The sequence below is a fragment of the Prosthecobacter sp. genome (assembly GCF_014879935.1).
Classification (GTDB): Bacteria; Verrucomicrobiota; Verrucomicrobiia; order Verrucomicrobiales; family Verrucomicrobiaceae; genus Prosthecobacter.
The window spans coordinates 1-23,213 of record NZ_JACSRD010000189.1; the positions used below are offsets into that span (position 1 = coordinate 1).

Sequence of the window (23,213 nt, forward strand, 5' to 3'; positions counted from 1 at the left end):
GGCGCGCCACGCGCCTCCAGCTAAACGAGTCTTGCCTCCGCCTCCTGCTCGGATACACTCCTTCACGATTCCATAATGCATTCGCGAGATTGGCGGACGATTTTGGGCGAAATAAGATCGCACTAGGATTTGCTCACTCAGCAGGGGCAGGAGCTATACGAGCTATCCAGAAACGAGTTGCCGCCACCGGTGCAAAGATGGCAGGGCCGCATATGCGCTTTGTCTTTGGCTTGGGAATGGATGGTCAGACATCGCCTGGCAACATCTAGACGATCTGGCGCAGGGAGTAGAAGGCCTTGCTGGGTGCGGCTGGAGGACGGGAGGTTCTTCAAGTTTTTAGAGATCATGTCATCGATCCTTCGTCACCAGAACTCGAACAACAAATTGAGAAGCTCCTGAAGAGGCTATCCAAAACATCGAAGTGGCTGTCAGTGCAATTGATGAGCGGCTAATCTCGACCACATGGGAGGCATTTGATTTACTGCCCGACCTTATGATTTCGAGAGCCGTGCAGCTTGTCCGATCTGGATAGCAGGCAACGTAGTTTTTTCGCGTTTTGCCCCTTAGAATTTGAAATCATGGCAAGCAGCCGGGTTTCACCATCACGGCAACACAATGCCTGACACAATCAATCGAAGCTCATGGCGCCGAGCGTCACCAGCCGAGCTCGTCCACCTTCACGATGACATCCGGGAAACCGGGCATCGTGAGGCTGTCTCCCGACTTGCAGAGGCGTGACTGCGTGTAGGCAGCGCCATCTGGCCTGGTAAAGACGGTGATCTGGCGCGTGACGAGATTCACCAGCCAGACCTCGGGAATGTCGGCAGCGGCGTAGAGCGGGATTTTGGCGTTCAAGTCGTAGGACAGGCTGCTGTCGGCGACCTCGACCACAAGCAGGATGTCGGAGGGCGTGGGATGCTTCTCGCGATAAAAATCCTCGCGAAAGCGGACCACCACGATGTCCGGCTCCGGCTCGGAATATTCGTTGATGGTGACTGGATCCTGCACGGCGACGATGGCACGGTCCCCCAGGCGGCGGCTGAGGAGAAAGTTCAACGCCTTGACGGCTCCCGCGTGGTTTGGTCCGATGGACATCTTCTGAATGAGATAACCGTTGATGAGCTCCAGACGGTCGTCCTCGGTGAAGGCTCCTGACCGGATCAGCGCATGATATTTCTCGCAGGAGATGCGGGCCAGCGGCAGTTCGGGTGGAGTCGTCAGGACGGCCATGCGGCAGAGTTAACATCTCAAGCAGCGCTTTGCCAAGACTTTGCTTTTGGAGGATGATGCCGGGCAGAATTCAGGTGCCGTGGCAAAGTCGCCACAGGGGGCGAAAGCCTTGCTTCCAGGTGGAAACGACTGCGAGATGCCGGGAGGGCCACGCGTTTGAGGCTCCACGATGAATTCCAACCTGCTTTCCCGCCGTCGCGCCATTCAAACGCTGTTCTGCTCGTCTGCCGCGCTTGCCTTGAACCTCCGCCCGGATCGCGCCGCGGCCGAAATCGCGAAGGAGGCGCTGCATCTGCTCATGATTGGTGATTTCGGCACCGGCTCGGCGAATCAGGTGAAGGTGGCGGAGGGCATGAAGAAGTTCGTCGCTGACAAGAGCCTCAAAACGGAAGGCCTGCTGCTGCTGGGTGACAATTTTTACAGCCTGGACAAGGGAGGCTTCAGCACGGAGTCGCCACGCTGGCGGAAAGAGATCGAGGACATGTATCCCTCCAGCGTGTTTCCGGGGCCGATGTGGTCGGTGCTGGGGAATCACGATTACCATGACAATCCTGGTGGCGAGAAAGTGCAGCTCGCTTACTCGCAGAAGCCGGGCGTGCGCTGGAAGATGCCCGCGAAGTGGTATCGCTTCGATCTCGGGCCGGTGGGCAAGCCGCTGGCGACCTTCATCTGCCTGGACAGCAATCTGCCGGCGGTGTCTGGAGGAAAGGACAAGAAGACCGGCAAGCCGAAGCCCCACATGAGCGCCGACGAGGAGAAGGAACAGCTCATCTGGCTGAAGGCGGAGCTGGCAAAGCCGCGTGCGCCTTTCACCATCGCGGTGGGGCATCATCCGCTCTACTCAAACGGATCGCATGGCGACACGAAGGCCCTGCTGGCGCAGTGGGAGCCGCTGTTTGAGGAGCACAAGGTGCACGCGTATCTCTGCGGGCACGATCACGACCTGCAGCACCTGGAGATGAAGGGCCGCTTCACCACGCATCTGCTTTCCGGCGGTGGCGGGGCCAGCACGCGCAAGCTGCCCAATGAGCGTAAGATGCCCTTCGGCAAGGACATCCACGGTTTCACGCATCTGCAAGTCACCCCGGAGGCGCTGACCTTCACGCATCACAGCTTTGACGGTAGTGTACTGCACTCGGTAACGAAGAAGCTGGACGGCAGCTTCGTGGTCGGCTGAGGACCAGACCCCAACGCCATTCGCGTGAGCGTTTTGGAGTGCTCCAGCCCTCTGGAGCTTTGCGCAGCCTGAGGGACACTCGAAAGCGGCGGAGGTCCGCCGCAGTCCAGGACGCTGTCGCGTGCGCTGCGGATCAGAGCGTCTGGATGAAACGATCGGCCTCGGCGATGGAGCGGTTCATCTGCTCCAGCAGTCGCTGGATGTCGCCCTGGATGTCGTCGGCCTTGCCCCGGAGCGAGCCGATGGCGGCGGCGTTCAGATTGTGCTTCAAATAGAGGACTTGGTCGCGGAATTGACGCAGCACCGGGTCCATCGTCGATTCAGCGGCATGGAGGGACCGGGAGAGCTGCTCGAAGCGGGAACGCGTGTCCGCCAGCTTGCGCCGGCTGTCGGCGGCCAGGGAGGCGTTCTCATACTGGCGGATTTCCTTCTCCCATTCGCGGAAAAGGTCACGGGCGACGGTGTCCACCTCGCGGATCTGGCTGCGTACGGCCGTGGCCTGAGCCTCGCAGTCCTCGTATTCGCCTCTGAAGCGGTTGTAGGCGCTTTCGAGGTTGCCGCCGCTGTAGCCCGTGAGCTTTTTGAGCTGGGTGAGCGCGTCCTGGAACTCCTCGCCGGCCTCTTTTTGCTCGCCACGGGCAGCTTTGACGGCGCTCTTCAGCAGATCCCGCTTCTCGTAGCCGAGCTTCTCCCAGGCGGCGTAGTAGATGGAATTGCAGGAGGCCAGGGTGGAAAGGCAGAGGGCGAGGACGAGGCGGCAGTTCATGGGAGGTGGCGAGAGGAACGAAAAACGGATTAACAGGAGGCGAGCGAGAACTCAATCCTGTTAATCCGTTCGAAACGGGCGTGGAAGCCAAAAAATCAGCCCACGAACTTCAGCGTGCCCACCTGACCGGCGGCCATGGCGGCGTGCTGGGCATCGGAGCAGGCAGAATTCGTCGGGGCATCGGCGACGGCATCGCTTTTTTCGAGCAGGCCGTTTTGACTCATCCAGGCCTCCACCTCGTCGCCGCTGATGTCAGCGAGCATGGTGCCGTTGATTTCGACGCAGGGGGAAAGCGGCTGGCCGCTCTTCTGTTCCATCTCCCAGCGGAAGGCGGGATTCTTGATGATGTCCTTCTCCTCGTAATCGAGGCCGTATTTGCGGAAGATGGCGCGGACGCCCTCGCTCCAGCCACAGTAGGTTTTGAGATAAGCGGTGATTTTGGGTGTTTGCATGATGCGTTGGGTGGATACGCCGCGAGCGTAGCGGACGACGCGTCGAATGCAAACGGGCTGTCGCTCCGGGTGCCGCTGCCTCGGTCAATTCAGCGCCGTGTGCAGCGTGGCGAGCATGGTCTGCGCGGAATACGGTTTCGGCAGCAGATGCTTCACGCCCATCTCCGCCGCCGTGGCCAGGCCGCCCTGCTGCGTGATGCCGCTGGCGGCGATGATCTTCACGGAGGGATTGATGCGCTTCAGCACCTGGATCGTGGCGGGACCGGACATGACGGGCATCATCATGTCCGTGAGCACGGCGGCGATCTCATTGTTCCGGCGGCTGTAGATGGCCACGGCCTCCACGCCGTCAGCCGCCGAGAGCGTGCGATAGCCGAGCGCCTCCAGCGTGTGCTGGGTGACGCTGCGCACGTTTTCCTCGTCATCGACGACGAGGATGAGCTTCCCGCCACCGCTGGGGAGCTGCTCTTCGACCACCGCCTCGGCGGAGGCTTTCTCCGCTTCCGCCAAGGCTGGCAGGCACACGATGAAGGTGGAGCCATCTCCCGGCTCGCTCGAAACCTGGAGAAAGCCGCCATGGCTCCTGGTGATGGCCAGGACGGTGGAAAGACCGAGTCCGGTGCCCTTCCCGATCTCCTTGGTGGTGAAGAAGGGATCGAAGATCTTGTCGAGGATCTCCCTCGGGATGCCCAGGCCGGTGTCCTTGACACGGATGGAGATGTAAGAGCCGGGTTTGGCATCCATCTGCATCGATGCGGCGCTCTCATCGAGCGTGAGGCTTTGCAGCGTGATGGTGAGGGTGCCGCCGCCGGGCATGGCATCGCGTGCGTTCACGCAGAGATTCAGCAGGATCTGGTGCAGTTGCGTGGGATCGCCCATGAGCGAGGGCAGATCGGCCGGCGCGTCGATGATGCAGCGGATGTTTTTCGGGAAGGTGTCGTGGATCAGGCGCTGGATGTCCTTGATGGCGCGGCCGGGGCTGATGATGGTGCGCTCGCCCTCCACCCCGCGGGCGAAGGAGAGAATCTGCCGCACCATGTCCGCGCCACGCTTGGCACTGCTCTCGATGTTTGCCAGCACGCTGGTCATGCGCTCGTTCGTGTTCGTGGCACGCAGCAGCTCGATCGACACGAGGATCGGCGTGAGCACGTTGTTCAAATCATGGGCGATGCCGCCCGCCAGCGTGCCGATGCTCTCGATGCGCTGCGCACGCAGGAACTGCTGCTCCAGCCGCTTTTTCTCCGTCACATCACGCGCGACACCGAGGAAGCCGGTGATGCGGCCGTCCGGGCTGCGCATGGCCGTGACGCTCAAGGAGACCGGCACACGGCTGCCGTCCTTCTTGATGTAAGTCCACTCCCGCTCGCGGATGATGCCGCGCCGGGCATGCGCCACGAAGACCTCAAAGCCGGGCGTGATCTCGGTGCCGAGTTCGGTCGAGGTTTCCGCCGCCACGCGGACGACTTCCTCGCCATCATGGATGAGTTCCGGCGACTGCAGGCCGACCATTTCGTCACGCGAGTAGCCGGTGAGATTTTCCGCGCCGCGATTGAAGGTGATGATCACGCCTTCGGGATTCGTGCTGATGATGCTGCACGCGGCGTTCTCCAGGATCGCGTTTTGCAGGTAGGTCAGCTCCTCGAAGCGGTTCGTTGTCTCAATCAGACGTTTCAGCGGCGAGATCTGGCCGCGAGTCAGCAGGAACATCGCTGTGAAAACGATCAGCGCAGCCGCGCCGATCCGGAGCCAGCCCACCAGTGTGAAAGCATCGTGAATGTCCCCGCTCGTCGCCTGCAGCAGCTCGGCCACGCGCTCGAGATCGCTCGCAAAGGCATCGCACTCGGCCGGCAGGGTTTCCCCCGGACCGTCCGGCAGCAGAGTGCCCGCGCCATGCTTTTCCAGGTGGGGGATGATCTTCTGCATCGACTTCTCGATCGCGGCGAAACTGCGTCCCGCCTCGGACAGCCGGGCATCCATGGCAGGCATGCGCTCACCCGCCTCCGGTAAAAGCGCGTCGGATTCGAGCATCGACTGGTTTGCGCTCATCACCGCCCACGTCCGCTTCAGACGCTGCAACTGGAATTCCCTCTCACCGGGGCGTCCCTGCTCCGCCTGCAGCGCCAGCCGCACGAGCATCTGGCTTTCCATGCGCTGGCGGGCCAGCATGTTCATCGCCACCGCTCCCTGGGAGGAGCGCTTCTCCAGCTCCTGGTCCACCCACTTCAAAGTCACGAACGTCAGCAGCAGCAGGCCGGCGGCCGCGCCGCAGACGACCTTCGCGCGGGTGAAGAACTGCCGCAGACTGGGCAGTTCCTCGCGCACGGGAAGCGGGAAGGAGGGGCGTTGAAGAAAATTGGTGACACTCATGGGGCGCACTGGGAGAACGGGCGGCCTCGCCGGAACGCCTGAACCTACCCGCGAACCTGTCTTCCGTGGCTAAGCCCCGGCTTCAAAGGCGCCTAAGCCTTCCCGCATCAGCGGACGCAAGATGCCGGCCCATGCGGTTTACTGCCCCTTCCAGCCCAGTTTCTCCTTCAAAAACTCATAAGTCCCCACGCCGTGGATCATGTGCGGTCCATCGAAGTGCTCGATGGTCGTGCGGTCGCCGATGAGGAGCTTGTTGTAGAGGCGGCGGACTTTGGAGATGGGCACGACTTGCGCTTCTACGGAAGGTTCACTTGAACCCGACCGAACAACTGTGGAGTTACCCCAGGGGTGTACGGCTCTTCGTAGATGACGCGTTCCCATTCCGCGTTGATCAGGATGACGGCGGGAGTGTCTGTGAGCGGCTGCCAGGAGCTTGAATGGAGGTCGCCACTCTTTTCTGGAGTGTAGATGAGGCCGCTGCCAACGCGGCGGAGGAATTCGAAGCGGAAGGTGCCGGAAGTGGGCGTGTCGATTCGCGGCAACCCGCTTTCCCCGGTGCCTGGAATGAGGACGGAGACATCGGAGCGGGAGCCGTTCATGTTGAAGGCGTACTTCAAGAGATTGGGGACACCATCACCAAACGGTTCCGCATCAGGTTCCGCATCGTTCCCACTCAGGCCAGCAGCGGCTGCCCAGGTTAGCAACCGCTGAAACGCTTCGCTAGGCACTTGGACTCTGAAATTATCCGCATAGACCTGTCCCGCCGGGATCACCAGCCCTTCGGATAACCCGCTGATGCTGATTCTGAAACCTGCGTTGTTCCCCAGCAGCCAAGGGCTGTTGCGGGTAGTGCCTCCACCGGAGGCTCCCACGCCAAAGCTGCCATAGACCTGCCACTGGTAGCCGTCGCCACTGCCCGTGGTGTCATAGTAGGTTGTGAAGATTTTTGTCACCGGGTCGAAAACAAGACGGACTGCGCCATCCGTTACCCCGTGGCCCGAGGGCAGGGTGTTTGGCGGCACCTCGTCACCACCATGGACATTTGACCTCAAGGCAGCGAGGAATCCAGAACCGTCCGGGCCGACGCGATAGAGTTCCAAATACAGGCTGTCCCTTGCATCCTGCAAGCTGGTGACGGTTAGGCCAATGGAAGCGTTGTTGCCGACCACACCGTTGTGAACATCGACAATCGCCTCAAAAGCCTCGCTGTTCGTCGGCACGGTGGCCAGCCAGTGGCGCAGCGCCTCATCATAATCGCCATCCGGCGTGCTCACTCGATACTCCAGGCGGCCACCCGCTTCGATTAGCTGCGCACCTCCGTGCCCAGAGTCCGCCGCAGCCCACTTGGCCGGATCACTCACACTGTCGTTGAAGTCATCGGTGCCGGGCCAAGCTGGCTCAGAGATGCTAAAGTCGTAGTTTGATGTTGCTTCAATCAGGCTGGAACTACCGCCATGATAACCGCCTGTGATGCGCGCACGGACGCGGACTTGCCCGCTGCCGACCAAGTTAATGCCTGCTAACTGCCAGTTGGACGTTTCGCCCACCCGGCTTGCGTTTCCGAGTGGTGTCCAAGTCACGCCGCTGTCGCTGCTCTTTTCAAAGGTTACTTGTGAGACTTCCGGGGCGCTTCCTCCTCGGTTCCAACTGATCTGAGTCGGGGCTGGAACGCTGAGCATCTGAGTCGCTGGATCATTGCTCAGCCTTGCCAGGAAGCTGCGCGGAGTGGTGCCCACCATCGTGAAAGTGCCACCGAGAAGAATTCTTCCATCCGGGTGCAACACGACGCTCCAAACACTGTTGTTCACAGCAGGATTAAAGCCCGCGTCCAGGGTGCCGTTGGCATTGATCCGACCGATCCGGAACCGGCCGCTCCCTCCCAAGCTGTTAAATGCTCCAGCCAGAAGAATTTTCCCATCCGTCTGCAGGGCCATGCTTGTGATCGTTGAGTCTGCGTTAGGATTGAAGCCCGTGTCGAGCGTGCCGTCGGAGTTTAGTCGTGCGATCCGGTTGCGCGTGGCTCCGTTCACGTTGGTGAAGGACCCGCCGATCAGAATTCTGCCATCCGGTTGCAAGGCCACACTCCAAACGTTGTCATTCGCGGCAGGAGTGAAGCTCGTGTCCAGACTGCCGTCCTCATTCACTCGCGCCACAAAGCTCCTCGCTGTTCCACCCACGGCGCTGAATCCTCCTCCGAGGATAATCTTGCTGTCTGCCTGCACTGCCAGGCTGTACACCACCGTAGTAGCACCAGGGTTGAAGCCCGTGTCCACGGTGCCGTTTGCATTGAGTCTTGCGATCTGATTTCGAGTGCTTCCTCCCACGCTGCCAAACAAGCCTCCTAGCAGGATCTTTCCGTCCGCTTGTAGCGCCAAACAACGGACCGCCGAGTTCGCATTGGGGTTAAAGGCAGCATCAAGCGTGCCGTCAGCATTGAGCCTGGCGATCCGGTTGCGCGAGGTTCCTGCCACGGTTGTGAAGCTGCCTCCAATCAGGATTTTTCCATCTGTTTGCAAAGCCACGCTGCGGACAACATCCCCAGCGTTGGGATTGAAGCCCTGGTCCAGCGTGCCGTCAGCATTGAGCCGGGCGATGTTGTTCCGGGCAACGCCCTGAATGGAGGTAAACTCGCCAGCGATGATCGTCTTTCCATCGGGCTGCACGACCATGGCCTCGACATCGTAACCGATGGCGTTGGCGTCTAGAGAATCGGCGGCGATTTGCGTGATGTAAGTGTAGAGGGCAGCTCCTGTGCCCTGGCCGCCGGATGTCGTCACAGTTACATCCACGTTGCCTGCTGAGTGCGGTCCAGTCACGGCATGGATGGTGGTATCGTTGACCACGGTCACCCCTGTCGCTGCCACGCCGCCTATCGTTACGGACAACGCACCACTAAAGTTGGTCCCGGTGATCGTCACACTGGTCCCGCCTGCGGTGGTTCCTGTATTCGGCGCAATCGCCGTCACCGTTGGAGCTGCGACATAGGTGAACAGCGAATTGGCGCTGTTGGAACCGCCGGGAGTGGTCACCACCACGCTCTTGGCACCCGCTGTTCCGGCAGGTGTGGTCGCGGTAATGGTTGTGGCATTGACCACAGCGAAGCTCGTCGCCGCCGTGCCGCCAAAGGCTACGGCGGTGGCTCCGGTCAAATTCGTGCCGGTGATGGTAACGCTGGTGCCGCCAGCGGTACTACCGTTGGCTGGGGTGAGGTTCGTGACCGTGGGGGCGACGGCGACGCTGAAGCTGGCCACGGTCTCCACCAGGCCACCGGTGCCGTTATAATTGCCGCCGGTGGTGCGGCCACGGGCGCGGATGTGGCCGCTGGGGGGCAGGGTGAGGGCGGTGCGCTCCCAGCCGCCCGAGATGCGGGTGCCCGCGCCGAGCGCGCTGTAGATCGTGCCGCCATCGGTGGACAGTTCAAAGGTCACCGGCTCCACCTCCGGGGAGGCACCGCCGCGCAGCCACTGCACGCGGCTGGCGCTGGGGATGGTCAGGCTCTGCGTGGCCGGGTCATTGAGCAGCCGGGCGAAGAGGTTGCGCGCGGTCCCGCCCATGGTGATGAAGGTGCCCCCGAGAAGCACTTTGCCATCTGCCTGCACCGCCACGCTATTGACGCTGTTGATCGCATTGGGATTGAAGCCCGCATCCAGCGTGCCATTGGGCGCCACCCGGGCGATGCGGTTGCGCGTGGTCCCGCCCACGGTGCTGAAGAAGCCCCCGAGCAGGATCTGGCCGTCCGCCTGCACCGCCACGCTAAGGACGTCGTTATTCGCACCGGGATTGAAGCTTGCATCCAGCGTGCCATTGGCCGCCACCCGCGCGATGTAGTTGCGCGTGGTGCCGCCCACGCTGGTGAAGGTGCCCCCGAGCAGAATCTGGCCGTCCGCCTGCACCGCCACGCTACGGACTAGGCCGTTCGCATTGGGATTGAAGGCCGCATCCAGCGTGCCATTGGCCGCCACCCGCGCGATGCGGTTGCGCGTGGTGCCGCCCACGCTGGTGAAGAAGCCCCCGAGCAGAATCTGACCGTCCGCCTGCACCGCCAGGCTATAGACGTTACTGTTCGCACCGGGATTGAAGCCCGCATCTAGCGTGCCATTGGTCGCCACCCGCGCGATGTGGTTGCGGGCGTCCCCGCCCACGATGTTGAAGGCGCCCCCGAGCAGGATCTGCCCGTCCGCCTGCACCGCCACGCTATAGACGTCGTTATTCGCACCGGGATTGAAGCCTGCATCCAGCGTGCCATTGGCCGCCACCCGCGCGATGTGGTTGCGCGTGGTGCCGCCCACGCTGGTGAAGGTGCCCCCGAGCAGGATCTGGCCGTCCGCCTGCACCGCCACGCTATAGACGACGCCGTTCGCATTGGGATTGAAGCCCGCATCCAGCGTGCCATCGGCATTGAGCCGCGCGATGTTGTTGCGCACCACCCCCAGCACCGAGGTGAATTCGCCCGCGATGATCGTCTTGCCATCCGGCTGCACGGCGGTGGCCCCGACATAGCTGCCGACGATGTTGAGATTGAGCGGATCGAGATCCCCTGGGCCTGGCGCGACCACGGTGGCCACCTGCACGGCGGCACCGCTGCTGAGGCCGTTGGTGGTGACCACGGCGCTCAGAGCACCCAGAGTTAGCCCCGACAGGCTGGTCACGGTCAGGGACGTGCCCGTGGAGGCTGTGACAGTGCCGGTGCCCGTCGGCGTGAAGGCCACGGTGTTATTCCCCGGCGTGGTGCTGAAGCCAGTGCCCGTGAGGGTCAGCGTCGTCGCCGTGGTCGGCAGATTGGCCGTGGACAGGGTCACAGTGGGCGGGGCGACATAGGTGTATAGCGTGTTCGCCGCATTGGTCCCGCCCACGGTGGTGACGAGGACGCTGGCCACTCCTGCCGCATGAGCGGGCGTGATGCAGGTGATGGTGGTCGCATTGACCACATTCACGCTCGTAGCTGAGGTACCACCGATGGTCACTGCCGCGGCTCCGGTCAAATTCGTGCCGGTGATCGTCACGCTAGTCCCGCCGAGTGTGCTACCGCTGGCGGGATTGATTGCGGTCACGGTGGGCGGGGCCACATAGGTGTAGAGGGTGTTCGCCGCGTTGGTACCACCGGCGGTCGTGACCAGCACGCTGGCGGTGCCTACGCTGCGCGCTGGAGTCGTGGCGGTAATGGTAGTGGCGTTGACCACCGTTATCCCCGTCGCCGCCGCGCCACCGATGGTCACGCCCGTGGCTCCGGTGAAGCCTGTGCCGCTGATGGTCACACTGGTCCCGCCTGTGGTGGTTCCCGTATTCGGCGCAATCGCCGTCACCGTTGGAGCTGCCACATAGGTGAACAGCGAGTTGGCGCTGTTGGAACCGCCTGGGGTGGTCACCACCACGCTTCTTGCTCCGGCAGTGCCTGAGGGCGTCACACAGGTGATGCTCGTGGCGTTGACCACGGTGACACTCGTGGCCGCAGCGCCACCGATGGTCACCCCGGTGGCTCCAGTGAAGTTGGTTCCAGTGATGGTCACGCTGGTCCCGCCAGAAGTCGGACCGCTTGCGGGCGCAATCGACGTCACCGTGGGTGGTGCGACATAGGTGAAGAGCGAGTTGACGCTGTTGGAACCGCTTGGGGTGGTCACCACCACGCTGGCCGTGCCCGCAGTGCCAGCAGGCGTGATGGCGGTGATCTTCGTGTCATTCACCACACTGACACTCGTGGCCGTCGTGCCGCCGATGGTCACTCCTGTCGCGCCGGTGAAGTTCGTGCCAGTGATGGTCACACTGGTCCCGCCCGAGGTCGGACCGCTTGCTGGCGAAATCGCAGTCACGGTGGGTGCTGGGGCCACATAGGTGAACAGCGAGTTGGCGCTGCTAGATCCGAACGCCGTGTTTACCACTACGCTAGCCGTGCCTGCGGTGCCGGCCGGTGTAGTGGCGGTGATCGTTGTGGGATTTACTTCCGTGATGTTCATGGCCGCAACGCCACCAATCGTCACTCCCAGCACCCATGTGAAGTCGGTGCCGGTGATCGTCACGCTGGTCCCGCCTGCGGTGGGGCCGCTCGTGGGTGCAATGGACGTCACAGTTGGTGCCGCCACATAGGTCAACAGCGAGTTGGCGCCATTGGAACCGCCGGGCGTGGTGACCACCACGCTCTTTGCTCCGGCAGCGGCTGCGGGCGTCACACAGGTGATCGTCGTGTCATTCACCGCATTGACACTGGTTGCCGGTGCGCCACCGATGGTTACTCCGGTTGCTCCTGTGAAGTTCGTGCCAGTGATGGTGACGCTAACTCCACCTGCGAGAGGGTTTTTCGAGGGTGAAATTGACGTCACCGTCGGTGCGGCGAGATAGGAGAACAGCGAGTTGACGCTGTTCGAGCCGCCCGGCGTGGTCACTACCACGCTGGCCGCGCCTGCAGAGCGGGCAGGTGTGATGCAGGTGATCGTTGTGGCATTGACGACGCTCACGTTCGTGGCGGCAGAGCCGCCGAGTGTCACCCCCGTGGCTCCGGTGAAGTTGGTGCCCGTGATTGTCACGCTGGTCCCGCCAGAAGTCGGACCGCTCGCGGGCGCAATTGATGCCACCGTGGGTGCGGCGACATAGGTGAAGAGCGAATTGGCGCTGTTGGAACCGCCGGGCGTGGTCACCACCACGCTTTTAGATCCTGCCGTTCCTGCGGGCGTCACACAGGTGATGCTCGTGGAGTTGACCACGGAGACACTCGTGGCCGTAACGCCACCGATGGTCACGCCAGTGGCTCCGGCAAAGTTCGTGCCGGTGATCGTCACGCTGGTCCCGCCTGCGATGGGGCCGTTCGCGGGTGCAACTGAGGTTACAGTGGGTGGTGCCACATAGGTAAAGAGGGAGTTGGCACTGTTCGAACCTCCGGGCGTGGTCACCACCACGCTCTTGGCTCCGGCAGTTCCGGCAGGTGTCACGCAGGTGATGGTTGTGGCGTTGACCACACTGACACTCGTGGCCGCAGCGCCACCGATGGTCACTCCGGTGGCCCCTGTGAAGTTGGTCCCGGTGATGGTCACGCTGGTTCCACCCGTTGTCGGACCACTGGAGGGCGTGATCGCTGTCACGGTAGGTGCTGGGGCCACATAGGTGAAAAGCGAATTGGCGCTGTTCGAACCTCCGGGCGTGGTCACCACCACGCTCTTGGCTCCGGCAGTTCCCGCAGGCGTCAGGCATGTGATGGTCGTGGCATTGAGCACGGTAACACTGGTGGCCGCCGCTCCACCGATGGTCACACCCGTCGCACCCGTGAAGTTCGTGCCAGTAATGGTCACACTGGTCCCGCCTCCGGTGGGGCCGCTGGTCGGCGAGATCGCGGTCACAGTCGGCGCGGACACCACCTCCATTTCAAACCGTGTGTTGGAGCTGAAAAGCGTGTAGCCCTGCGCTCCTGGCAACGCCCAGCTTTGCCCTGCCAAGGAGACCCCGGGTGATCCATGATCAAATTCCGCTGTTACCTCATAGACTTGTCCTAAAGACAGGCTGCCGGGAGGCACGGTGCCAGAGATGGACTCGTTGAGGCCCGGGTTAGACCTTGTCTCATACAGAATGTCTTCGAGGTCTGAATACACTTCCAGAGAGAGCAAGCCCGGGCCGTTCGATATGTTGCTGGTGAGTGTGAAGCCAGCCAATGCCTCCGCTTCGCTGACGAGCAATCTGCCTCCACTCCAGGTTCCGGCGGAGGCTGTGATCACGGGCTGAACAGGATAGTTTTCGGCCCCGAAGGAGAGAACTACGGCAGGAGAGGTGCCGATGAGGAAATCGTAAGTGGTGTTGGGAAACTCGGCATCGAGCAAAGTCTTGGAAGGAAAATAGACCCGATATCCCCAACGGCCGTCATCAAAGATCAGGGCATACGGGCCACCGCCTGGGCGGGTAAAGCGGTTCGAAGACGAAGGAACGCTGGCGCTGTGAGACGGCCCTGCAAGAAAGCCATGCATGCTATAGTCATGCAGCAACGTGGTTCCCGCCGCAGTCTGGTCATGGTGCCGGGTCTTGGTCAGGCCGAGGACGCTCACGGATGGGGTCGGTGAGGCCACATAGGTGAAGAGCGAGTTGGCGCTGTTGGAGCCACTAGGCGTGGTCACCACCACGCTGGCCGGGCCTGCGGAGCCGGGCGGTGTGATCGCGGTGATCGTCGTGGCGTTGACCACGGTGACACTGGTTGCCGCCGCGCCACCGATGGTCACGCCCGTGGCACCGGTGAAGTTTGTGCCAGTGATGGTCACGCTGGTCCCGCCAGAAGTCGGGCCGCTCGCAGGCGTGATCGACGCTACCGTGGGTGGGTTGATGGAAAAATTGTCCGCATGCACGGTTCCACTAGCCACAACGAGGCCTTCGGAAAAGGCACTCACGCTGACCTTGAAGCCAAGGTTCTGTGTCAGTTGCCATGGGCTGTTGCGGATGGTGCCGCCCCCAGAGATGCCCACGCCAAAAGTGCCATATGCCACCCACTGGAAGCCATCCGCGCTGCCGGTGGCGTCGTAGTAAGCGGTGAAGATGAGGGTGGAGGGATTGTAGTTCAATCTGACCGAGGCCGTCGTGACTGCGGCATGTGAAGTTGGCATTGTGTAAGGCAGAACTTCCCCGCCTGCGGCTGCGGAGCTCAGCGCCGCAAGGAATCCCTTCCCATCCGAGTTGGGACCGCCACGGAAAAGCTCCATAAAGATGCTGTCCTCGTCGTTCTCCAGGCTCGTCACCACCAGGCCGATCGAGGCGTTGTTGCTGCCGGTTGGGGACACATTGTTGAAGACATCCACGATCACGTCAAAGGCATCTGAGTTGCGTGCCGAATTGAGAACCCAAGGGCGCAGAGCTTCGTCAAAGTCGCCGTCTGGGGTCGTCACGCGGTATTCCAGCCGGGAGTTGACCTCCATGAGCGAGGCACCGCCGGAAACAACATCCCCTCCCCATTTTGTCGTGTCTTTGCTGTTGTCGCTGAAGGTATCACTGCCGCTAAGCTGTGCTTGAACCGGAAGTGCCAGGGCTAGGCTGGTGAGTAAACCCAGAAGGCGGAGTGATGTCATGCGATGCGAGAGAGAGGATTGACTTCAGCGAGGCGCGGCGGTGACCTTCTACCAAGGTTTCACCGACACATGTTCAAGATTAAGAGCCGATCAGAGAAAGCTCGTGTAGCCGGACAGCAGGGCTGGGGCTACCCGTAATATTACGGATTTTGCATCACACCCAGCCGCTGCGCGACCGCCACGGCGGCGGTACGGGTCTCCACCCGCAACTTGGTCAAAATGGCGCGCACATGATCGGTGACGGTCCGGTAGCTGACTCCCAGAATCAGCGCGATCTCCTTGTCCCGCTTGCCCTCGGCGATCCATAGCAGCACCTCGCTCTCGCGCCGGCTCAATCCCGCCCGGCGGAGCATCAACTGGTCCGTCGTCTTCACCTGCGCCTTCTGCGGTTCCGATGCGGCCAGAGCCTGCGCGGTCTGGTGTGCAAGCACGATCTGCCTGCCAAACTGTCGAATGAGATCCATGTCCTCATTCGTAAAGCTGCGCAGCCCTCCCTTGTTGAAAACGACACCGCCCGCGTGGGTGCCGGTGAGGATAGGAATGGCCACCTGGTGGCGAATGCCCAGCGGCTTTAGTGCCAGATCATAATACTCCGTGAGGCGGAGTTGACGGTGAGTGATGAAGTCCGATAGCAGCAGCGGCTCGCGCGCCCCGGCCACGACAGCGGCAAAAGCGGGATTGTCCTTTGGCAGCACTTCGGCGATACGCTGCATCCGTTCAGCCCGTGTGGCTTCGTCAAACGGAGCGTTGACCCCCCCTTCGTAGCTGCCATCAGCCAGACTCCAAAGTTCAAATCCATTGAAGGTCTCAGGAAAGACATGCTGACAAGCTCGCATAACTCGTTCTGGAAATGCTCCCTCCTGGTGAGAATGGAGCATTTCTATCGCCTCAAGCAATGCGCGAATTTGTGAGGTCATGACGTGTTGCCTAAGTCAGCACAACCAATGCCACCTAGCTAGCGCTATCCTCTTATCAAGGAAGTGCTGAGCAAACCCCTCGATTCCCCGGTCATGGCTTTGAAACCCCGAGCTTCTCCTTCAGAAACTCATAGGTCCCCACGCCGTGGATCATGTGCGGGCCGTCGAAGTGCTCGATGGTGGTGCGGTCGCCGATGAGGAGCTTGTTGTAGAGGCGGCGGACCTTGGCGAACTCGTAGTTCACCCATTCGTCGATGCCGACGCCGTCGTTGTGGCCTCGTTCGACCATGAACGGGCGCGGTGCGATGAGGGCGGCCATCTCCGCGTAGTTGAAGGTGCGGCCCATGTTCCACTCCCAGATCTCGTATTCGTGCGTGTGGATGTAGCTCATCGGAAGGTCGTTGCTCACACACTTGCGCACCCATTCGTTGAAGTCGCCGCTGCAGATGCTCAGGCAGTAGTCCGTGAGCACCGCCGGTGTGCGCATGGCGGATTTGCCGCCGTAGCTCAGGCCGTAAAACGCGATCTTGTCCGGCATCGTGAAGGGTTGCGCTTTGAGCCATTCGAGAATGCGCTGATGCTGGCCGTTGATGACGCTGTAGAGCGTGAGGCCGAGCGGGTTCAGCTTCCGCTGAAGCGCGCGGAAGGCGTGCATGCCGCGATACGGATTGTGCGGCGCAAACGTGACGAAGCCCTGCTCCGCCAAGCGCAGCGTAAAGGCTTGGTAAGCTCCAAAAGCCCGCTGTGAGGCATCCGTGGTGATCGTGTCCTCCGGAATGCCTTCCAAACCATGCTGGCAGACGATGACCGGCCGACGTGTAGGCGCACTCGCCAGAGTGCGGGAATCAACGCCGTCCGCGTTCTGGCGAACGCTCCTACCATCCAGCTCCTTCGGCAAACACAGCCATCCCCACGCGAAGACATCGTCCCACACGTCGAGCGTGACCTCGTAGATGCGCACTTTGTCCGTCTCGCGCACGAAGCGGCTCTTCGCGTTCATTGGCAGGTTCGGATCGGGCAGACGACCAATCACCTCGTTCCAGAAGCGGTCGCGCTCGCCGGCGGTGTGCTTCTCGAACTCTTCGACCGATTTCAGCGGCAGCTTTTTCCAGAACTCGTTGTTGCGCTCGATCTCGGTGCTGAAGAGCAGGCGCTGCGTGAAGGTCTCCAGCTCACGCACGAGGCGTTTTTGCCGGGTGAGGTCTGGCTTGAGGCCGAAGGTGGTTCCGGTGACCTTTACCGTGCGCAGAGCGGAGTCCGCGGCATTTTCCGGGAGGAGATGACGGATGATTTGCTCGTTGTTCGTCTCCTGCGTGCAGGTCAGGATGCGGCTGGAGGGGGCGAGCTGCTTCGCGCGGTCGATTTCAGCGGCGAACTCGGAAAATGACGGCTCGGAGAGCTTCCCCGGTGCCGCAATTGCCCGCGCTCCCTTCGGCGCTTCCATTGAGACGAAGAGCTTCGGATAAAACAGATGCTGCAGGGCCAGCGGGCGCGGCGCGATGAGGCTGGTGACCTCCGCATCGCCCAGATCACGCAGCAGGCCGAAGACATTGCGCTCAATCGGCTCCTCCCATACGCCGTCACGCGGCGCGAAGTAGCCGGCGGAGTAAACACAGTCGATGCGCTCGTCGATGGCGGCCGCGTGCAGCGCCAGCATGCCGCCTTCACCCACACCCGCGATGAGCAGCGGCACCTGCGCCGGTTGCGCTTTGAACCAGTCCACCAGCGCGAGCGCCTTCTGCACCTCGTAACCGATAAGGTGACGGCCCAGTTCATAGCTTTGACGGTAAATCCACTCGCGATGCGAGCAGTTCGTTTTCACGCCATACTTGTCGTTCGTGCTGAACTCCGAATCGCGGCTGATGAGCGTCGGAATCACCACTTCGACACCTGTGGTGAGCAAAAACTCGTCCACCAGCTTCTCCGGCGTGCCGGACGCATCCGGCAGGTAGATCACCCGCGCCACCGGCCGGTCCTTCGGCTGGATGTAAATGCCCTCGCCATGCACCCCCTCAAACACCGGCCAGCGCACGCGGAAGACGCGGGAGATCGGCGTCTCCATCAGCAGCGCGGGCGCGGACGTGTTGCTGATGAGCTCGAGATCGGTGAAAAACACGCGCTCATCCACGATGCCGAGCGCCGCCTTCAGCTTCTCCCGAGTCGGCCTGCGTGATGATTTCGACTGGTCAATCAGCCTCAGCGCCATCCTGTCGATCCCCGCGACCATCGTGGCGGAGAAATCTGGATTCGGTGCGAGTGGTTGTGTGCCTGGCAGGACTTGAGCATGCAGCGATGTGGCGGCGAGGAGGATGATAAGCGGGCGCATGCTCTTCCATACGCGATCTGCCGCGGCGAGTTCTCACCTGCCTCCTTCAGGTGTTACCCCCTGCATCACCGTTTTTTCCGCGGAGACCTTTTTGCCGATTTGGGCGGTTCAGCGTCCGCAGCAGGCATGTCCACGGCCAGATCGATCCCAAAGATCGCCGAAAGGTCCGCCCCGGCCAGATCGCCGGCGCTAGCGGACAGATCGGTGATCGCCGTGCTGCTCGCGTTCGACAGCAGTTCCGCCTGATCCACGCCGCGCAGCGTGAACAGCAGCTCCGGCTTGGTGTCCAGCAGCACGCCCACACCGTAGAGAACGGCGGAGACATGCTTGCACATGTCCGCGTGGTCCGGGCACGAGCAGTCAAAGCGGATTTCCTTCGGCTTCGGGAACAAGCCGTTCTGCGGATCGGTCAGCAGACGCATCAATCCATCCCCCAGTTTCCCTGCGAGCAGGTCCAGCATCGATCCCACCTGTCCAGAGCCCTGCTCCACGATCTTTCGCCACTGTTTGCCCGGCAGCTTCTGAATGTGAACGCTCGTGTCATACAGCTCCGAGCCCGCCACCACCGCGCTGACCGTTCCCGCCTCGATCTCTAGGTTGTACACGTTTCCCTGCCGCAAATAGCTTCTCCCACGTGGCAGCCGCGATTCATAGTCTTGATACGACTCCAGATTCCGGCACCAAGCCTGCCCCCAGAACGTCGTGCACAGCTTTTTCTGCCCTGCTGGAGCCGCCAGCGCCTCAAACTTCTCCCCACGCTTCTTCCGCTTCGCGATCTCGCGCTGCAGCCGCTCTTTCTGCTCCCGGACGTCTTCGTAGGACCACCACATGGCGCTGTTTTAGACGATGGCGGTGTTTACGTCCAGCTTCACAAAGTCGAGCAGCTCCTCGCTGCTCATGTCGGTGAGCATTTTCTCGGCACCAGTTCCATCACCGACGAGGTCGTGGGCGAGAGACATCTTTTCGTCGATGAGGGCATCGATGCGTTGTTCGATGGTGCCTTGGCAGACGAATTTGTGGACGATGACGTTCTTTTTCTGGCCGATGCGGAAGGCGCGGTCGGTGGCCTGGTTTTCGACGGCGGGGTTCCACCAGCGGTCGAAGTGGATGACGTGGCTGGCGGCGGTGAGGTTGAGGCCGGTGCCGCCGGCTTTGACGCTGATGACCATGAAGGGCGGGCCGCCGGGCTGCTGGAAGGCTTCGACGAGAGCAGGGCGCTTCTTCACGCTGGTGCCGCCGTGCAGGATGAGGCCTTCGCGGCCAAACACGGTGCTCAGGTAGCGGGCGAGCGGATCGCAGGTTTCCTGGAACTGCGTGAAGATGAGGGCTCGTTCGCGTTTCTCGGCGAGTTCGCCGCAGATCTCGGCGAGGCGGGCGAACTTGCCGCTGTCGGCGGGAGACCACGCACCGTCGCCGTTCCAATGGCTGGGGTGGTTGCAGACTTGCTTGAACTTGAGCAGGAAGCCGAGCACGAGGCCTTGTCGCTTGATCGGCTCCATCTCTTTGTCGGCGAGCATCTTGGCGAGTTGATCGACGAGCTTCGCATAAATCGTCGCCTGGCGTTTCGTGAGGCCGCAGAAGGCCTTCAGCTCGATCTTGTCCGGCAGATCGCTGATGATGCGGCGATCCGTCTTCATGCGGCGCAGGATGTAGGGCCGCACGAGCCGACGCAGCGGAGCGTAGCCTTCGCTGGACTTTGCGCAGTGTTTCACGGCGTCGGCAAAGGCCGCGCTGCCGCCGAGCAGCCCCGGATTGAGGAAATCGAAGAGGCTCCAGAGATCGCCGGGACGGTTTTCGACCGGTGTGCCGGTCAAAGCGATGCGCGTGGGAGCCTGCAAGGCCTTCACCGCCTTCGCGGAGCCGCTGCCGCTGTTTTTGATGGCCTGCGCTTCATCGAGAATGACCATGCTCCACGCATGCGAGAGCCATGCGTCGGTCTTTTGCAGGAATTGATAGGTCGTGAGCATCACATCAAAGCCACGCAAGGCCTCCGCTGGATGCGTGGCGGCCAAAGCGAGCTTTTCGCGATCGGTCTGCGAGGGATGCGCGATGAAGAGTCGCAGATCAGGCGCGAACTTCGCGACTTCGGCTTTCCAGTTTCCGATGAGGGAGGCGGGAACAATGAGCAAAGCAGGAGCGCGGACGCCCTCGTCCGCTTTCTTCGCCAACAGCAACGCAATCACCTGCACCGTCTTCCCAAGCCCCATGTCATCGGCGAGGCAGGCTCCGAGGCCGAGTTGCGTCATGAACTTCAACCACGCGAAACCTTGCCGCTGATAGGGGCGCAGCGTCGCACGCAGATTTTCGGGTGGAGAGGCTTCTTCGGGGTTTTGGAGCTTTTGAAGCACTTCGGCGAGTTTTTCGCCGGCGATGACGGTGCTCCATTCGGGCACGAATTCGGCCACGTCGCCTTCCGCGGCCATTTTGGCCTCGCCAAAGCCTGCGAGGAGTCGCATGCCGTCGAGAAAGCCGATGCCTCCCTCGCCGGTGGCGTTTTGCACGCGTTTCCAGTGCGCCATGACCTGCTGCAACTTTTCGCCATCGACCTCGACCCACTTCCCACGCAGCGAAACGAGTCCCGTGTCGGCGCTGAGCAGCTTTTCGAGCTCCGCAGGCGTCAGCGGCTCGCCATCAAGGCTCTGCTCGATCTTGAAGCTCAGCAGCGTCCCGGCATGCAGGGAGGTCTTCTTCGGCGCATCAATCGTCACCGCGACGGTCGGGCGCGAGGTCTTGCCGGCTTTCCACCAGTCCGGCAGCTTCATGATGATGCCGCACTCTTGAAACACCGCCGTCTCGCGCAGCACGCGATACGCCTCCTGAGGCGACATCGCCATCGGTTGGAAGAGTCGCTTCGACTCCAGCCACTCGCGCAGCAGCTTTGATTTGTCCGCGGCGAGCCGCACGGGCTCCAGCAGCGCATTCAGCGCCGTTTGATCCTTCTGCCCGGCATAAAGCTGCAGCGCCCGCGCCAGCGGCAGATGCTGCGGCTGCCCGGTGGCGCTGAGTTTCTCCGTGAAGGTCGCCAGGAACGCAAAAGGCCGCTGCGTGTCCGTCTTGTTCTCCGCGAGATGAAAGCTCACGCGCCCCACGACATGCCACGCCGAACATTCCTCGCGCAGCCAAGACTCGACACCTTGCGTGGCGAGTTGGCCGATGTGCGCCGCAAGATCGTTCCACCATCTCTCCAAGACGTCCGCCGTGACATGCTCCGCGCCGATGAAGGGCGGCATCGTGGCGAGAAAGGCGGCGCGTTCCTCCAAGGAGGGCACTGGAAGCTGCTCAATGCTTTTCGTCTGGCAGAGCCGGGTGAACAACCGCTGCGCCCACTCCCGCAACCACCGAAACGGCGGCTCCAGCTCCGCCTCATGCAACTCGGCGGCCAAGAGACACAGCAGCGGCCCCGCCCCGCCACACCCGCTCATCTTCCGCTCAACCGACGACTCCGCCGCGCCTTCGAGCGTGAGGATTCCTTCAAGAGTGATGACGGGGCTGAGCATGGAGCGCTGAACACGGTTTCAGAGGCTCACTTCCGCCCTTTGAGAGTATCGCGAATGGTCCTGGGATCACGCCGCATGTCCAAAACTGCGACCACCGTCGTCACGCCCGGCTCGATGACGTAATAGATGCCGAAATAGGACCGACGAATGATCGCACGACGGTATTGCCGGTGCTTTTTGGGGAACAACTCGGGGGTCCACTCGATCCATGCGACGCTTTCCCGAAAGCGCTCCATGAAGTCCTCGGCTCCACGCCACTTCCAGGACTCATAAAAGTCCCGCGCATAGCGCAGATCGTGCTCCACCGGCTCCAGGAACTCGACAGGCTGGCTTTTCACCGTTTTGCCAGACGTTGTTCGAGCTGCTTGAGCGTTAGGCGCTTGGTTTTGCCGGCCTGATAGTCCTTCCACCGCTGGTCCAGGATTTCCTGATGCCACTGCGGCACGGGCGTTTCGTCGCTGATGCCAGACATCCAAAGCTCGTCAGCCAGTTGAAGGCGTCTGGCTTTGGAAAGGCGCGCGAGTTCAGGAAACGCCGCCAAACGGGATTGTTGTGGAGTTGCTGGCATGCCGGAAAGAACTGCGAGCCCTTGGTTTGTCCAACGCAATTAGACCCGGCTACTTCTTCAGCGCCGCCAGCACCTTCGCCTTGTCACACGCCAGAGCCGCGGCGAGATCCAGGACGAGGCCGGGGAAGATGCGGCTGCGGAGCTTGCCATGGCGGTCGGGCTTCATCTTGATGAACTGGCCTTCTTCGAGCACAAACCAGTCGATCTCGGCATCTTCGGTGCGCCAGACGATGTATTCGGCGACTTCAAGGCGGCGATAGACGCGGAGTTTGTCGCGCAGGTCGATGGAGGCCGTGCTGGAGGCAATTTCGACGACGAGTTCAGGTGAGCCGCAGAGGTAACCCTTGGTGTTCAGCCACACGCGACCGCCTTTGCGCGGAGGAGAGCAGAGAATGGCGTCGGGTTGAAAGGCGTTTTCGGTGTCGAGGAGCAGGGTGGCGTTGGGGTAGGTTTTGAGACCGTTTTCGGCGGCGTAAACACCCAACCAGAGCTGGATGACTCCATCGGGTTCGGCATGAGTGACGCGGACAGGGGATGGCATATGAACGACTCCTTCGATGAGCTGGGCTTTTTTCACGCCGGGCATGTCCTCGTAGCGGCGGATGAACTCGGTCAACGGCAGCATGTCGCCGTTTTCCAAGGGCGGACAGACGGGGGCGGTCCGACGTTGAGTCGTGCGGGCGCGGCGCTTGGGGGGCAGGACTGCTTGCATGCGTGACGATGCCATCAGGCTGATTTTCATGCAATCAGCTTCTCCCTTGAGGGTCATGGGCTGCCGACGGCGCACTTCGTCCGCCGATTCAACATCGCAGGAGGCTTTTCGATCAGATTTGTGGCTTCGAATGCCACAGCGGACCTGCGGGAGGAAAAAACAACGCAGCGAC

At 61.8% G+C, this 23,213-nt stretch carries 14 protein-coding genes; 1 reads left to right on the forward strand and 13 read right to left on the reverse strand.

Features of this window, described 5'->3' with window-relative positions; genetic code table 11:
• Window positions 1–654 precede the first annotated feature (654 nt).
• Window positions 655–1,230: a Uma2 family endonuclease gene (locus IAE77_RS20635; protein ID WP_294230889.1), complete on the reverse strand. Its 576-nt coding sequence runs from the start codon at window positions 1,228–1,230 to the stop codon at window positions 655–657.
• A gap of 169 nt (window positions 1,231–1,399) precedes the next feature.
• Between IAE77_RS20635 and IAE77_RS20640 the strand changes: the two genes are divergently transcribed.
• A complete protein-coding gene (locus tag IAE77_RS20640; protein WP_294230891.1) occupies window positions 1,400–2,407 on the forward strand; it encodes a metallophosphoesterase in 1,008 nt (335 codons plus the stop codon).
• Window positions 2,408–2,540: 133 nt separating this feature from the next.
• On the opposite strand, the gene IAE77_RS20645 is transcribed toward IAE77_RS20640, so the two are convergent.
• The 12 genes from IAE77_RS20645 to IAE77_RS20700 form a co-directional block, all read right to left on the reverse strand.
• Window positions 2,541–3,173 carry a DUF2959 domain-containing protein gene (locus tag IAE77_RS20645; RefSeq protein WP_294230893.1) on the reverse strand — a complete coding sequence of 211 codons (633 nt, stop codon included), beginning with the start codon at window positions 3,171–3,173 and terminating at the stop codon, window positions 2,541–2,543.
• A gap of 95 nt (window positions 3,174–3,268) precedes the next feature.
• Window positions 3,269–3,625: a glutaredoxin gene (locus tag IAE77_RS20650; protein WP_294230895.1), complete on the reverse strand. Its 357-nt coding sequence runs from the start codon at window positions 3,623–3,625 to the stop codon at window positions 3,269–3,271.
• Between the two features lie 84 nt (window positions 3,626–3,709).
• On the reverse strand, window positions 3,710–5,992 hold the full coding sequence (locus IAE77_RS20655; RefSeq protein ID WP_294230897.1) for an ATP-binding protein: 2,283 nt from the start codon (window positions 5,990–5,992) through the stop codon (window positions 3,710–3,712).
• Window positions 5,993–6,130: 138 nt separating this feature from the next.
• A complete protein-coding gene (locus tag IAE77_RS20660; RefSeq protein WP_294230899.1) occupies window positions 6,131–6,277 on the reverse strand; it encodes a hypothetical protein in 147 nt (48 codons plus the stop codon).
• Window positions 6,278–6,288: 11 nt separating this feature from the next.
• Window positions 6,289–15,021, reverse strand: a complete 8,733-nt coding sequence (locus tag IAE77_RS20665; RefSeq protein ID WP_294230901.1) for an IPT/TIG domain-containing protein — start codon at window positions 15,019–15,021, stop codon at window positions 6,289–6,291.
• 140 nt (window positions 15,022–15,161) lie between these two features.
• On the reverse strand, window positions 15,162–15,938 hold the full coding sequence (locus tag IAE77_RS20670) for a LuxR C-terminal-related transcriptional regulator (protein ID WP_294230903.1): 777 nt from the start codon (window positions 15,936–15,938) through the stop codon (window positions 15,162–15,164).
• A 91-nt stretch (window positions 15,939–16,029) separates the two neighbouring features.
• Complete coding sequence (locus IAE77_RS20675; RefSeq protein ID WP_294230905.1) at window positions 16,030–18,264, reverse strand: hypothetical protein; 2,235 nt, start codon at window positions 18,262–18,264, stop codon at window positions 16,030–16,032.
• A gap of 65 nt (window positions 18,265–18,329) precedes the next feature.
• Window positions 18,330–19,094 carry an SWIM zinc finger family protein gene (locus IAE77_RS20680; protein WP_294230910.1) on the reverse strand — a complete coding sequence of 255 codons (765 nt, stop codon included), beginning with the start codon at window positions 19,092–19,094 and terminating at the stop codon, window positions 18,330–18,332.
• A 9-nt stretch (window positions 19,095–19,103) separates the two neighbouring features.
• Entirely contained in the window at window positions 19,104–21,761 is a 2,658-nt protein-coding gene (locus IAE77_RS20685; protein WP_294230912.1) for a DEAD/DEAH box helicase, read from the reverse strand.
• 26 nt (window positions 21,762–21,787) lie between these two features.
• Entirely contained in the window at window positions 21,788–22,099 is a 312-nt protein-coding gene (locus IAE77_RS20690; RefSeq protein ID WP_294230914.1) for a type II toxin-antitoxin system RelE/ParE family toxin, read from the reverse strand.
• Window positions 22,096–22,329, reverse strand: coding sequence for an addiction module protein (locus IAE77_RS20695; protein WP_294230916.1), 234 nt, complete (start codon window positions 22,327–22,329; stop codon window positions 22,096–22,098). The genes IAE77_RS20690 and IAE77_RS20695 overlap by 4 nt, the downstream gene beginning before the upstream one ends.
• A gap of 49 nt (window positions 22,330–22,378) precedes the next feature.
• The gene (locus IAE77_RS20700) at window positions 22,379–23,071 is read right to left on the reverse strand and encodes a Uma2 family endonuclease (protein ID WP_294230918.1); all 693 of its coding nucleotides are present in this window, start codon (window positions 23,069–23,071) and stop codon (window positions 22,379–22,381) included.
• Between the last annotated feature and the right edge of the window lie 142 nt (window positions 23,072–23,213).